The following is a 13631-nucleotide window of genomic DNA, read 5'->3' as shown; positions in this document are numbered from 1 at the left end:
TAGATGAATGTGCTCTTGGTAGTTGAGGTAGTTCAAATTTCTAACTAATTTAGAAATCGAAAAATATCAATAGAATTTCGAAGAATTCATTTTTGTCATTGAATTTAGTACATTTAATGGTTTGCTTTAGAAAGTGTTTAAATTTTGATGATATGTGTATTTATTCTTTAGCAGAATTAGTAGTAAGGCTTACGAATATTAATATTGTAAAAACCAAAATAGAATTATCCTTGTATGAAAAAACCTGAATTTATGGCGCTGGTTTTAGTGCTATTAACCTTATTTTCTTGCAGTTCAGTACGTCAAGAAAAAACCATAAAACTAGCGCATGGCTTAGATATGAGTCATTCTGTTCATAAAGCGATGGTAATGATGCAGGCGGAATTGGAAAAGATATCTGATGGTGAATTAAAAATTGAAATTTATCCAAATCAACAATTGGGATCTGAAAGGCAATGCTTGGAGTTGTTGCAAATAGGTAGTTTAGGAATGACAAAAGTATCTGCCGCAGTTATGGAAAACTTTTCACCAGATATGAAAGTGTTCGGATTACCATTTTTATTCAGAAATAAAGAGCATGCTTTTAAGGTTTTAGATGGTGAAATTGGAAAGGGATTATTAGATGGCGCTGAAAAATATTGGCTAAAAGGTTTGGGGTATTATGATTCTGGAAGCCGTAGTTTTTATACAAAAGAAAAACCTGTACAAACACCCGCAGATCTTGAAGGTTTAAAAATTAGAGTAATGGAAAGCGTTACTGCTATGAATATGGTAAGCAAGTTAGGAGGCTCACCAACGCCTATTTCTTGGGGAGAATTGTACACCTCATTGCAACAAGGAGTTGTAGATGGCGCAGAAAACAACCCTCCAAGTTTTTATTTGTCGAGACATTACGAAGTGTGTAAATATTATGCATTAGATGAGCATACCACCATTCCGGATGTTTTAATTGTAAGTACGCATTTATGGGATTCATTAAATATTCAGGAACAAGAGTGGTTGCAAAAAGCAGTAGATGTATCTGTTGTTTATCAAAGGGAATTATGGGCCTTGGCTGAACAAGAGGCTTTAGATGCTGTTGTCAAAGCTGGGGTACAAGTGATTCGTCCAGATAAGAATCCATTTATGGAAAAAGTTTCATCCATTTATGAAGAGTACAAAGACGATGTGAAAGTATATGAGTTGTTAAAAGAAATTCAACAAATAAAATAAATTGGGATGTTGAAAGAAAAAATAGATATCGTTTTAGGTAGAGTTCTAGTGGTAATTATGGCTGTAATGGTTTTAAATGTGCTTTGGCAAGTGTTTGCAAGATTTGTTTTGGGGTCTCCAAGTTCTTTTACTGATGAGTTGGCGAGGTATTTAATGATTTGGGTTGGTGTATTAGGTGCGGCTTATATTTCGGGTAAAAATATGCATGTAGCCATAGATTTAATACCTTCAAAATTGAATAAAAATAGTCAGCTGCGCTTAAAGATGATTGTAAGTGTTATTATTATCCTGTTTTGCTTTTTTGCATTATTTATTGGAGGCGGCAGATTAGTTTATATTACGTATACCTTAGAGCAATATTCTCCTGCCTTACAAATTCCATTGGCCTTGGTTTATTTGGTTATTCCTATAAGTGGAGCCTTAATTATTTTCTATAAAGTTTCTGATATTTTAAACAAGCAATCGTAATGGAGTATTTACCAATTTTAGTTTTAATCGTAAGTTTTATTGGGTTACTGATAATCGGTGTTCCCGTTGCATGGAGTATTGCAATTTCGTCATTACTAACAATGATGGTGAGTATTTCTGCTGTGGCATCATTCACAACAGTATCACAACGAATAGCCACTGGATTAGATAGTTTTGCCTTATTGGCTATCCCGTTTTTTGTCCTCTCAGGTCAATTGATGAATAAAGGAGGAATTGCGCATCGGCTTATAGATTTTGCAAAAACATTGGTTGGTGCGCTACCAGGTGGTTTGGCATTGATCAATATCATATCGGCAATGTTGATGGGCGCTATTGCCGGTTCAGCCATGGCTTCTGCTTCTGCTATGGGGAGTATTTTAGGTCCAGAAATGGAAAAAGAGGGCTACTCAAAAGAGTTTGGTGCCGCTGTTAATATTACATCTTCAACAACAGGGCTGATCATTCCACCAAGTAATGTGTTAATCGTTTATTCATTAGCAAGTGGTGGTGTTTCAATAGCGGCGTTGTTTTTGGCAGGGTATATACCAGGTATTTTAACCGGGTTGTTTTTAATGATAGTTGCATCATTATGGGCCAAAAAGAAGGGCTACAAAGTTGGTAAGAGAAGTACGTTAAATGAAGTGGGACGAACTTTTGTGCGTGCATTTCCAAGTTTAATGTTGCTAGTGGTTGTTATTGGTGGTATAGTAGCGGGAGTATTTACTGCTACGGAAGCATCAGCAATTGCAGTTTTATATACGCTACTTTTAGGTTTTTGGTATAAAGAAATTAGTTTAAAGAATTTACCTCAAATATTATTAGAGTCTTGTGGTACTACAGCCATTGTTATGCTTTTAATTGGAGCCTCTATGAGCATGTCTTGGGTAATGTCTTATGAAAACATTCCGCAAGATATTAGTTCGGCCTTATTGGGAATTAGTGAGAACCCGATTATAATTCTTCTTTTGATAAATTTAATCTTGCTCTTTGTTGGGATTTTTATGGACATGACACCTGCAGTGTTAATTTTTACACCAATATTTTTACCAATAATTACAAAATTAGGAATGGATCCTGTGCAGTTTGGAATTGTAATGGTTTTAAATCTCTCTATTGGGCTTTGTACACCACCCGTAGGCTCCGTTCTGTTTGTTGGAGTTGGAATTGCAAACACCACTATTGAAAAGGTAGTGAAGCCCTTGTTGCCGTTGTTTTTTGCAATGATCGTTTCTTTATTTTTAGTGACCTACTTCTCGGAATTAAGTCTTTGGTTGCCAAGTTTGTTTGGATTGTAAATAGAGTGATGAAATTTGATAAAAAACAAAAAAGCCTTAAGATAAATCTTAAGGCTTTTTAAGTGGTACCTCCAGGAATCGAACCAGGGACACAAGGATTTTCAGTCCTTTGCTCTACCAACTGAGCTAAGGTACCAGTTGCATGCTGCAGGCTAACCTGTCGTAAGCGGGTGCAAATATAAATGGTTTTTTTAGATTTATCAAAACAAAAACTAAAAAATCATTCGTATTTTTGAACTTTATTTTTTTGAACGAATGAATTTAGTAATTGATGTTGGAAATACCTTTGCCAAAGTGGCTCTTTTTGAGGATGCTAACATTATTTATCAAGATGTATTTAGTAAAAAAGAAATTTTACTTAAACTTCTAGAGATTCATAAAAAGCATAAAATAAACCGGGCTATTATTTCATCGGTAGCTAATTTATCGACAAATCAATTAGTTGAAATACGTCAGATATTTCCTATACATGAGTTAAGTGCAACTTCAAAAGTTCCGTTTAAAAATGCTTATGCCACCCCAAAAACATTAGGGGTAGATAGGATTGCTTTAGCGGCAGCTGCTTTTGTGCAATACCCAAAAAAGAATGTGTTGGTTGTAGACGCAGGTACTTGTATCACTTTCGATTTTATAGATGCGAATGGTAGTTATTTAGGAGGCGCTATTTCACCTGGGTTAGAAATGCGTTTCAAAGCCATGCATACTTTTACCGATAAATTACCACATCTTAAGAAATCGGAAAATATAAATCTTATTGGTAATTCGACAGAAACATCAATGCAAAGTGGTGTAGTAAATGGGCTTACGGCTGAGATAAATGGAATAATACAGAGGTATAAATCGAAATATCAAAAATTAACAGTTGTTTTAACAGGAGGAGATACATATTTCTTGGCGAATCAATTAAAAAATAGCATATTTGCCAATCCAAATTTTTTATTGGAAGGATTGAATAGTATTTTGATACATAATTGTAAGGATGATTAAAAGAATTTTAGTGCTACTTGTAGTACTTTTTAGCATACAAAGTTTTTCTCAACAAACGAGTTCTTCGCCCTATTCTGGTTTAGGAATTGGTGATGACTCACCTCAAAAAACCGTTGAAGAAATGAGTATGGGTGGCGTAGGAGTTTCTAATAATAATAGATTTAATTTAAACTTTAACAACCCGGCTTCTTTTGCCGCGTTAAGTTTTACCACATACACTTTAGCCGGAGAGAATAGAGCCTATTCTTTTGAGGATGACAATGGAAAGGATAAATCTTCAAACGCATACTTATCTTATATCGCTGTAGGTATTCCTATGGGACCTAAAGGTGGATTTGCTTTTGGATTTCAACCAAAAACAACTACCGGATATAATATTACTAACACAATATACAACGATGACGATGAACCACTACAGGCGTCATTGTATGAAGGTAAAGGTGGAACCAATAGTGTTTTCTTAGGAGCTGGATATGAAGTGTTTAAAGGCTTAAGTATTGGTTTAGAAGGAGAGTACATTTTTGGTAATGTAGAAAACAGTATATTAAACCAAATAAAAGATGTACAATTAGGTACAAAATATAGGTCAATTTCGGATGTTGAAGGATTTGAATTTGAGTTAGGTGCAATTTACCATAAGAAGTTAGAAAAGAATCTATATTTTAATGTTGGTGCAAAATTAGAGTTAGAATCTAATTTAGATTCCAAAGGAAATGAATACTTGTATTCTGTAAATGTGACAAGTATTGAGATTCCGAGAGATACAATTTGGAGCGAAACCTCTAGAGGTGTTTTTACAACACCATTAAAGACTTCAGTTGGGTTTAATGTCGGTAAAACAAATAAGTGGTCTGCAGGGATAGATTATAGTTTTAGAAATGCAATTGACGCAACAGGGAATTTAGAAAGTTATAATCCTCAGGTAGCATATCAAGAAGCTAATAATTTAGCAGTTGGTGGATTTTATATTCCGAGATACAACTCAATTTCAAGTTATTGGCACCGTGTAATTTACCGTTGGGGATTCAATATGGAGAAAACAGGATTGATGGTTGATGCAATTGGAGATGGCGCTAATTATGAACCTGTAGATAAAGTTGGCATGTCTTTTGGTGTAGGAATACCAGTAGGTGGCGAATTATCTAGATTAAATCTAGGATTTGAATTTGGTCAACGTGGAAGTACAAATAATGGCTTAGTAAAAGAAAATTACTTTAATTTCAGATTAGGGTTAACTTTACAAAACAAATGGTTTAAACCAAAACAAATATACTAATACTAAATACAACAGTTAAAATGAAAAAAATAACTTACATAATCGCGGGATTATTTTTTATGGTAGGGAGTTTAAATGCAGCAGCATTTAACAATGGATTGTCTAATCAAGAATGCACCGTAGAATATAATTTGTATAAAGGAGATATTCAGGCTAAGAATTTTACGGAAGCCAGGAAACGCTTAGATAACTTAATGGAGAATTGCCCAACGTTATCTGTAAATATTTATAAGTATGGATATAAGATTGCTGAAGATATGTTGGCCAAAGGTGAAAGGGAGGAAGCAGTGAGATTATACAGTAAAATTATGGATACGAGAATTATTCACTTTCCTAAAGATTTAGGAAAAGTATTCGATAGTTTGGTAAACTTCTTAAAGAAAAGTGGTTATACGCACGAGGAGTTATTTCAACATTTAGATAGAGCATATAAAGAAGATCCATCGGCAATGTCTGCTAAAAACATTTACTTATATTTTGAAATGGTAATGTTAAGAAACAAAGACATTGATGTGCAGTTGATTTTAGATACTTATGATAATATCAATGACGCTTTGGATGAAAAAGCAGGTAGATATCAAACAAGATTGAGTAAATTAATAGCGAAGGAAGATGGTGGAGCAACTTTAAGTTCTAAAGATGCAAAATCAAAGAGAATTGCTGAAGGTACTTTAAAGAATATTGGAATTGTAAAAGCTGGATTAGAGCAGAGAATTGAAGAATTAATGACGTGTGAGCGTTTAGTGCCTTTATATAGAAGAGATTTTGCTGCAAACATGTCTAATGGCCAATGGTTAAAGCGTGCAGTTTCTAGAATGTTTAATAAAGAATGTACGGAAGATCCATTATATGAGGAATTAGCAAAAGCATACGCTGAAGCAGATCCATCTTCTGATGCTTATATTTTCTTATCTGGTATTTTAGAAAAGAAAGGAAAGAAAGACGAGGCTTTAGAAATGCGTAAGAAAGCAATTGAGTTAGAAATTGATCCTGTTAGAAAGGCAAGACACCTTTTAACTATTGCACGTGATATGGCTAAGAAAGGTCAAAAAAGTAGTGCAAGGAAATATGCAAACCAAGCATTAGCAAGTAACCCAAGTTACGGTAAAGCATATTTATTAATTGCTTCTTTATATGCTAGTAGTGCAAACTCTTGTGGAACTAATGAGTTCTCTAAGCGTATGGTTTATGTTGCTGCATTGAATAAAGCGCAAAGAGCTGCTGCAGTAGATCCAAGTATTGCTTCTACAGCAAGTAAATACATCAAGAATTATAAGTCTAACATCCCATCTAAGCAAATGGCATTTGCTGATGGTATTAAAGAAGGCGATCCGTTTAAAATTGGATGTTGGATTGGTGAAAATGTAAAGGTGAAATTGAAATAAATAGATTTTTAATTTAGTACTTTTGCTAAATGAATAAATCATTTAAGAATATATTAAAAAGCATTGCTGTTGTAGTTTCAACAGCAATGCTTTTTTCTTGTGGTAATGATATTCAAGAGGTGCGCGATTTCTTGGCAGACAAGAATTTACCAATTGGTGTCGCTAAAAATGTATATACAGTGCATACAGATTCTGGCCGCGTAGATTTGAAATTTTCGGCTCCTTTATTACATGATTTTAGCAATAGAAAGGAGCATCCGTATTCCGAGTTTCCAGAAGGGGTAAGAATTGTAACCTTTGATGAAAATAATGACTCCTTAGTTGTTGTTGGCAATTATGCCGTTTCTTGGTCTAAAACTAGTATTTCAGAAATAACAGGAAATGTTATCATTAATAATTTTAGCCAACGCAAAAAATTAACAACAGAGCAACTTTTTTGGGATCAGAAGACAAAATACTTTTATACCGAAAAAGTATTTACCTTATACACGGCAACAGATACAATTTATGGAGTTGGATTCGATGCAAGCGAAGATTTAGATAAGTTTGTAGCAAAGCGTCAGCGAGGTAATATTTATATAAACGAAAATAATTAAACATGAATAAAGCAGGAAGATTTTTTGAAATTGCATATTTGGCGGTTGCCGTAATCTTTGGTTATGAAGCCTATTTAGTTTGGGGAGATCAAAAAGCGTATATTTATCTTTTAATGGCTGCAATGGCCGTTTTTATGTTTTTATTTAGACGTAGGTTTAGAAAAAACAGAGAAAATAAAAAATAATAAACCCACTTAATGGAATTACAGTTTGTTGTAATTATCATATCAATATTACTATCGGCCTTTTTCTCAGGGATGGAAATTGCATTTGTTTCTGCAAACAAAATGCATATTGAACTAGAAAAGAAAAAGGAAGGGTTTAGAGCAAAAATTCTAGCGAAACTCACCCAGAAATCATCAAAATTTATTGCCACCATGCTTGTTGGAAACAATATTGCATTGGTGGTATATAGTTTCTATATGGGTGAATTGTTAGTGCAGCAATTGCCTATTGATGTATTGGGCAATTTTGGAACCTTATTAATTCATACGCTTTTTTCAACTATTGTTATTCTAGTTACTGCCGAGTTTATACCAAAGGCAATTTTTAGGATCTATGCCGATGAATTTTTAAAAATATTCACCTATCCAGCGTATTTCTTTTTCATCATTTTTCATTTTTTATCTGATTTTGTAAATGCCATTTCTGATTTCTGTCTAAGGGTTTTGTTTAATACGAGTAAAGACGTTGAGCAAACCGAGTTTAGTAAGGCAGAACTAGAATCGTATATTTCTGAGCAGGTAGAAAAGTCGGACGAGAAGGAAGAGTTGGATGCTGAGATTCAGATTTTTCAAAACGCTTTAGATTTTAACGATGTAAAGGCTCGTGAAGTTATGATTCCGAGAACGGAAATTTTAGCAGTAGACATTAGTGAATCGGTGGCGAATATTAAGAAGTTGTTTATCGATACAGGTTATTCTAAAATCATTGTTTACAAAAACTCGCTCGATGAAATTGTAGGGTATGTACATGCTTTTGACATGTTTAAAAAACCTAAAAGTTTGCGTTCTATTTTAATGCCAGTAGAATTTATTCCGGAGAGTATGATGATTAATGAAATACTAAATGTGCTTACCAAAAAGAAGAAGAGCGTTGCCGTGGTTCTAGACGAATATGGCGGTACATCTGGCTTATTAACGGTAGAGGATATTGTAGAGGAGTTGTTTGGTGAAATTGAAGATGAACACGACACCATTGCTTTAAAAGAAGAGAAGATAAACGATCGAGAATTTAAGTTTTCCGCACGTTTAGAGGTAGATTATATAAACGAAACATTCGACTTGAAATTGCCAGAAGATGAGTCTTATGAAACCTTAGGTGGACTCGTAGTATATCATTCCGAAACCATTCCGGCAGAAAAAGAAATTATAACAGTTGATCATTTTCAGTTCACTATTTTAACGGCATCTTCCGTAAAAATTGAAGAGATTTATTTAAAAGTTTTAGACAAAGAAGACTAGGATAAATTCCTTGGCTATTCCACACCAAATCAATTGCTTTAAATCCACGTTTTTATTGAAATATTCACTTTTATATTTCAATTGTAAATTGTACTTTCGCACACTAAATTAAAAGAATAGTACAGTATGGCGATTTTATCGAAAATTAGAGAAAAAACTTTTGCTTTAATATTAATTATAGGGTTAGCATTATTTTCTTTTGTTATTGGAGATGCATTCAATAATAATGGAGGAGGGGCTAAGGTTAATACTATTGGAGAAGTAAATGGAGAGGATATAAGCAGAGAAGAATTTGCTAATTTGGTTGAAGCTTATAAAGCAAACACAGGGAGTTCATCAAACACACAAGCAATGAACTATGCTTGGAATCAAATGGTGAGCGATAAAATTTATAACGATCAGTTAGAAAAGGCTGGAGTTGTTGTTGGTGAAGAAGATGTTTGGAATTCAATAATCAGTTTACCATTTTTTAATCAAAACCCACAATTTCAAAACGAAGGTGGTTTATTTGATGCTGAAAGAGCAAAAGAGTACATCGCAAATATGAAAGATGATGCTATTGGTGCTGCACCTGGTACTGCTCCTTATAACGCTTGGCAAAATTGGTTAAGAACAGAAGCAGATATTAGACAAAACTTAAAGCGTACAGCTTATAATAATTTAGTTGGTGCTGGATTAAGTGCTTCATTAAAAGAAGGAGAAAACGATTACAGTTTCAATAACAATAAAGTAACTTCAAAGTTTGTGTATGTTCCTTACACTTCAATTGCTGATAGTTTAATAGTGATTACTGATGCAGAGAAGAATGCATACATTAAAGAAAACGCAAAGAAATACCAAGTAGAAGCTTCTAGAGATATTAACTATGTTAGTTTTAATGTAGTTGCTTCAGAGGAGGATAAAAACGCAATCAAAGAAACTGTTGCAAGTTTTATTGAAGATGATGAAAACTACGGTATCAAAGGGTTGAAAAACAGCACAAATGCGCAGGAGTTTTTAGATGAGTCTAAATCTGATTTGCCAAACGATACTAGTTTTAAATTTCAAAATGCAACGCCAGCAGTAATTGCAGATGATATATTTAACGGAAAAGAAGGCGATGTTTTTGGGCCATACGAGCACAACGGATTCTTTAAGATTTCTAAAATCAATGCATTTAAACAAATGCCAGATTCTGTAAAGTCTCGTCATATTATTATTCCTTTTGCAGGAACAAATAGATCTACATCTACATTGACAAAAGAAGCGGCCAAGAAAAAAGCAGACAGCGTTTATAATTTAGTAAGAAGAAGCAGTACTAAGTTTGCAGAAGTTGCAGATGAAATTAATACTGACGGAACTAAAGGAAAAGGTGGAGACATTGGATGGGTTACAAAAGCACAGGCTTTTTCTCCTAATTTTGATATAGACTTTGCTGAATACTTATTCAATAATAAAAAAGGAACGGTAAAGGTTGTTGAAACGAAGTTTGGTTTCCATGTAATTAAAATTGATGACCAGACTACGTATCAGAAAGCAGTTCAATTAACAACTTTAGCAAGAGAAATTACACCATCTGAACAAACAGAAAGCGAGTTTTATTTAGAGGCAGAAACATTTGCATCTGATATTGCTAATGGAGATGATGTATACACTTTGGTAAAAGATAAAGGGTATGTTTTAGCACCAGCAATTGGATTAAAGATTCTAGACGAGTACGTTCCTGGTATTGGAGGTAATCAAAGACCAATTGTAAACTGGACATTCAATTCTGAGACTTCTGTTGGAGACGTAAGACGTTTTGATGTAGAAAGAGGGTATGTTGTTGCTGTTTTAGCTGCAAAGACTCCAAAAGGTTTAGTACCAGCTGCAAATGTAATTACAGAAATCAGACCTATTCTCGTAAATAGAAAAAAGGCTGAATTGATTGCTGACAAAATGAACGGATCTACTTTAGAAGAGATTGCTTCTAGTGCAGGAACGAATGTTAGAACAGCAGCGTCTGTTACATTGGCAAGTCCTACTATTTCTGGAGTAGGCGCAGAGCCATCTATTGTAGGAGCTATGATGGGAGCAAAAGAAGGAGAAGTTCATAACAATATAGCAGGTGCTAAGGGAGTATTTGCAATACAAGTAACATCAGTAGAAGAAGCGCCAGCTTTACCAAATTACGATGTTGCTAGAACAAGAATTCAGAACTCTTTAAAATTAAGAACAAATCAGATTTTTAATTCTTTAAAATCGGCTTACGAAATTGAAGATTATAGAGGTGAAACTTACTAAGAGAAGTTTTATAAAAACTAAAAAAGAGGCACAGTTACTGTGCCTCTTTTTTTATGCCTTATTTGTGCGCCAATAAAAGAAACGTAGCAAAGAAATAATCTATTTCTAAAGATTAAGTGTCAGTCTGAACTTGTCGATGTGTTTAGTATAGATTGTTTTTTTTGTCTGCTTCGACAGGCTCAGCTTGACAAAAAGTAAGAACATCTTAAATCAAAAAATCCAGTAAGTTGCCTTACTGGATTTTTTAGTTATGTTTATAAATGCTATGAATTATCTGTTCATAGACATTAAAAATTCTTGATTGTTTAAGGTGCCTTTCATACGATCGTTTAAGAACTCCATCGCTTCAATTGGGTTCATGTCTGCAAGGTATTTACGCATTACCCACATGCGTTGCATTGTAGCCTCATCTAACAATAGATCATCTCTACGTGTACTAGATTTAACCAAATCAACAGCAGGGTAAATTCTACGGTTGGCAATATTTCTATCCAACTGTAATTCCATATTACCAGTTCCTTTAAACTCCTCGAAAATTACTTCGTCCATTTTAGAACCAGTATCAGTTAATGCAGTTGCAATAATAGATAAAGAACCACCACCTTCAATATTACGAGCAGCACCAAAGAAACGTTTTGGTTTGTGTAATGCATTGGCATCAATACCACCCGAAAGTATTTTTCCAGAAGCCGGAGCAACCGTATTGTAGGCTCTTGCCAAACGCGTAATAGAATCTAATAGAATTACAACATCATGTCCACATTCTACCAAACGTTTTGCTTTTTCCAAAACAATATTTGCAACTCTAACGTGTTTGTCAGCAGGCTCATCAAAAGTAGAAGCAACAACTTCACCTTTAACATTGCGCTGCATGTCTGTAACCTCTTCAGGTCTTTCATCAATTAATAAAATAATTTGATAGACCTCTGGATGGTTTGCAGAAATAGCGTTTGCAATATCCTTTAGCAAAATGGTCTTACCCGTTTTAGGTTGCGAAACGATCATACCACGTTGACCTTTTCCAATAGGAGAGAAAATATCAATAATTCTAGTAGAAAGCGTTTTACCTTCTAAGTTTAATTTTTCATCAGGAAACAAAGGCTTTAAATGCTCAAATGCTACACGATCGCGCACAACATTAGGATTCAATCCGTTTATTTTAGACACTCTAATTAATGGGAAATATTTTTCACCTTCTTTTGGCGGACGTACATTTCCTTTAACAGTATCTCCGGTTTTTAACCCGAATAATTTTATTTGCGATTGTGAAACGTAGATATCATCTGGAGATGATAAATAGTTATAGTCAGATGAACGTAAGAATCCGTATCCATCAGGCATAATTTCTAAAACGCCTTCACTTTCTATAATACCATCAAACTCATAATCTGGGTCTCTGTATTTGTTCCCATTTTTCTTTTGATGTTGATTCTTTTGGTCTTTATGCTGTGGCTTTCTGTTTTTAGAATGCTCCTGCTTTTGACCTGAGTTCTCTTGTCTTTGACCAGAATTCTCTTGTTTTTTATGCTGCGGTTTTTTCTCCTGTTTTTGATGTTGAGGCTTTTTGTTTGTATCCTCTTTCTTCTCAGGAGTGTTTTCCTTAGCAGCAACAGGTTCTTTTTTCTCAGTAGCCTCTACCTTTTTTGGTTTTGCTGCTCTCTGAGGTTTTGGAGTTGCTTTCTTCGCTTCCACTGGAGCTTTAACTTCAGCCTTAACTTCCGTTTTAGCAACTGTGCTTGCTTCTGCAGTTTTGTTTTCTGTTTTAGGTTTAGAAATACGTTTACGCTTAGGCTTTTCTGTTGGTTTTGCTGGCGCCACAGGATTGGCTGCCTGATGATCTAATATTTGATATACTAGATCTAATTTTTTTAATTGACTGAACTTAGGTAAACCAATTTCTTTTGCAATTTTCTGCAAATCAACAAGAGATTTCTCCTTGAGTTGTGAAATGTCTAACATTATGTAGATTTATGATTAATTATATTTTCTGACGTAGAAAATGAAATATGTTTTGTTTGAATATTTTTTTGAATATAAATCGCTGTAACGCAATTTGCTATATGAATAGATGACAAATATAGTAAATAAAATTAAAAGCAAAATTTTTATACCATAAAAGATTAGTTTACATTTGGCATCTCTAAAAAATAGAATGTTACAACGTATTCAGTCCATATATTTATTGTTAGCAGTGCTGGTTTCAGCGGTGTTACCTTTTGTATTAAATTTATGGGTAAGTGTAGATGGGTATGTGGTATATGCACATGACCTATTAAAGTATGATAGTGTAACCGTTAGCAGTATACCAGTTTTATTTTATGCTTCTGCATTTGTATCATTCATTACTATTTTTAAATACAAGAATAGACAATCTCAGTTTGTTCTTGGTAGAGTTAACATTTTGATCAACCTTTTTATATTGGGGTTATTGGTGTATCATTTACAAAGTTTATCTGGAGAAGTTTTTGCTTCTGAGAAAGGTATTGGGGCTGCGCTTCCTTTAATTGCTATTGTATTGCTAGTCATGGCAAACCGTGCAATTAAGAAAGATGAAGACCTTGTAAAATCTGTAGATCGATTGCGATAATTCTAGTATCTTAGTATATTTAGTGGAAAAATCCATCCTTTTTAGGGTGGATTTTTTGTATATTTAAACCATTGAAAATCAATTGCAGACAAAATCGAGC

12 protein-coding genes and 1 tRNA gene are annotated in these 13631 nt (G+C 34.1%); 11 read left to right on the top strand and 2 right to left on the bottom strand.

Annotation, left to right across the window (positions count from 1 at the left end):
* Nucleotides 1-234 precede the first annotated feature (234 nt).
* From RM519_RS06320 to RM519_RS06310, 3 genes are read left to right on the top strand one after another with little or no spacing between them, the layout of a single operon-like run.
* Nucleotides 235-1212 carry a TRAP transporter substrate-binding protein gene (locus tag RM519_RS06320; protein WP_311592796.1) on the top strand — a complete coding sequence of 326 codons (978 nt, stop codon included), beginning with the start codon at nt 235-237 and terminating at the stop codon, nt 1210-1212.
* Nucleotides 1213-1218: 6 nt separating this feature from the next.
* On the top strand, nt 1219-1680 hold the full coding sequence (locus RM519_RS06315) for a TRAP transporter small permease (RefSeq protein ID WP_311592795.1): 462 nt from the start codon (nt 1219-1221) through the stop codon (nt 1678-1680).
* A complete protein-coding gene (locus RM519_RS06310; RefSeq protein ID WP_311592794.1) occupies nt 1680-2975 on the top strand; it encodes a TRAP transporter large permease in 1296 nt (431 codons plus the stop codon). The genes RM519_RS06315 and RM519_RS06310 overlap by 1 nt, the downstream gene beginning before the upstream one ends.
* A 63-nt stretch (nt 2976-3038) precedes the next feature.
* On the opposite strand, the gene RM519_RS06305 is transcribed toward RM519_RS06310, so the two are convergent.
* Nucleotides 3039-3111 (bottom strand) — tRNA-Phe (locus RM519_RS06305).
* Between the two features lie 119 nt (nt 3112-3230).
* Between RM519_RS06305 and RM519_RS06300 the strand changes: the two genes are divergently transcribed.
* From RM519_RS06300 to RM519_RS06270, 7 genes are all read left to right on the top strand, one after another.
* Nucleotides 3231-3962, top strand: a complete 732-nt coding sequence (locus RM519_RS06300) for a type III pantothenate kinase (protein ID WP_311592793.1) — start codon at nt 3231-3233, stop codon at nt 3960-3962.
* Entirely contained in the window at nt 3955-5238 is a 1284-nt protein-coding gene (gene bamG / locus RM519_RS06295) for a BamG family beta-barrel-assembly machinery protein (RefSeq protein WP_311592792.1), read from the top strand. The genes RM519_RS06300 and bamG overlap by 8 nt, the downstream gene beginning before the upstream one ends.
* A 20-nt stretch (nt 5239-5258) precedes the next feature.
* Complete coding sequence (locus RM519_RS06290; protein ID WP_311592791.1) at nt 5259-6623, top strand: tetratricopeptide repeat protein; 1365 nt, start codon at nt 5259-5261, stop codon at nt 6621-6623.
* A gap of 29 nt (nt 6624-6652) precedes the next feature.
* Nucleotides 6653-7219 (top strand): LPS export ABC transporter periplasmic protein LptC, encoded by a 567-nt coding sequence (gene lptC / locus RM519_RS06285; RefSeq protein ID WP_311592789.1) that lies wholly within the window; start codon nt 6653-6655, stop codon nt 7217-7219.
* 2 nt (nt 7220-7221) lie between these two features.
* Nucleotides 7222-7404 (top strand): hypothetical protein, encoded by a 183-nt coding sequence (locus tag RM519_RS06280; protein ID WP_311592788.1) that lies wholly within the window; start codon nt 7222-7224, stop codon nt 7402-7404.
* Nucleotides 7405-7416: 12 nt separating this feature from the next.
* On the top strand, nt 7417-8682 hold the full coding sequence (locus RM519_RS06275; RefSeq protein ID WP_311592787.1) for a hemolysin family protein: 1266 nt from the start codon (nt 7417-7419) through the stop codon (nt 8680-8682).
* A 126-nt stretch (nt 8683-8808) separates the two neighbouring features.
* Entirely contained in the window at nt 8809-10944 is a 2136-nt protein-coding gene (locus RM519_RS06270; RefSeq protein WP_311592785.1) for a peptidylprolyl isomerase, read from the top strand.
* Between the two features lie 270 nt (nt 10945-11214).
* Here the strand turns inward: RM519_RS06270 and rho are convergent, their stop codons facing one another.
* Nucleotides 11215-12903, bottom strand: a complete 1689-nt coding sequence (gene rho / locus RM519_RS06265) for a transcription termination factor Rho (protein WP_311592783.1) — start codon at nt 12901-12903, stop codon at nt 11215-11217.
* Between the two features lie 193 nt (nt 12904-13096).
* Between rho and RM519_RS06260 the strand changes: the two genes are divergently transcribed.
* Nucleotides 13097-13531, top strand: a complete 435-nt coding sequence (locus RM519_RS06260) for a DUF4293 domain-containing protein (protein WP_311592782.1) — start codon at nt 13097-13099, stop codon at nt 13529-13531.
* Nucleotides 13532-13631: the final 100 nt, after the last annotated feature.

It is taken from the genome of Urechidicola vernalis, assembly GCF_031846385.1.
Classification (GTDB): domain Bacteria; phylum Bacteroidota; class Bacteroidia; order Flavobacteriales; family Flavobacteriaceae; genus Urechidicola; species Urechidicola vernalis.
Note: the sequence above shows the minus strand (reverse complement) of the source record. Positions and strands in the feature narration are given on the sequence as shown.

What these genes read in the sequence shown, in the direction of transcription:
- RM519_RS06320 (WP_311592796.1), top strand. Translation starts at nt 235, where the DNA reads ATGAAAAAACCTGAATTTATGGCGCTGGTTTTAGTGCTATTAACCTTA.
- RM519_RS06315 (WP_311592795.1), top strand. Translation starts at nt 1,219, where the DNA reads ATGTTGAAAGAAAAAATAGATATCGTTTTAGGTAGAGTTCTAGTGGTA.
- RM519_RS06310 (WP_311592794.1), top strand. Translation starts at nt 1,680, where the DNA reads ATGGAGTATTTACCAATTTTAGTTTTAATCGTAAGTTTTATTGGGTTA.
- RM519_RS06300 (WP_311592793.1), top strand. Translation starts at nt 3,231, where the DNA reads ATGAATTTAGTAATTGATGTTGGAAATACCTTTGCCAAAGTGGCTCTT.
- bamG (WP_311592792.1), top strand. Translation starts at nt 3,955, where the DNA reads ATGATTAAAAGAATTTTAGTGCTACTTGTAGTACTTTTTAGCATACAA.
- RM519_RS06290 (WP_311592791.1), top strand. Translation starts at nt 5,259, where the DNA reads ATGAAAAAAATAACTTACATAATCGCGGGATTATTTTTTATGGTAGGG.
- lptC (WP_311592789.1), top strand. Translation starts at nt 6,653, where the DNA reads ATGAATAAATCATTTAAGAATATATTAAAAAGCATTGCTGTTGTAGTT.
- RM519_RS06280 (WP_311592788.1), top strand. Translation starts at nt 7,222, where the DNA reads ATGAATAAAGCAGGAAGATTTTTTGAAATTGCATATTTGGCGGTTGCC.
- RM519_RS06275 (WP_311592787.1), top strand. Translation starts at nt 7,417, where the DNA reads ATGGAATTACAGTTTGTTGTAATTATCATATCAATATTACTATCGGCC.
- RM519_RS06270 (WP_311592785.1), top strand. Translation starts at nt 8,809, where the DNA reads ATGGCGATTTTATCGAAAATTAGAGAAAAAACTTTTGCTTTAATATTA.
- rho (WP_311592783.1), bottom strand. Translation starts at nt 12,903, where the DNA reads ATGTTAGACATTTCACAACTCAAGGAGAAATCTCTTGTTGATTTGCAG.
- RM519_RS06260 (WP_311592782.1), top strand. Translation starts at nt 13,097, where the DNA reads ATGTTACAACGTATTCAGTCCATATATTTATTGTTAGCAGTGCTGGTT.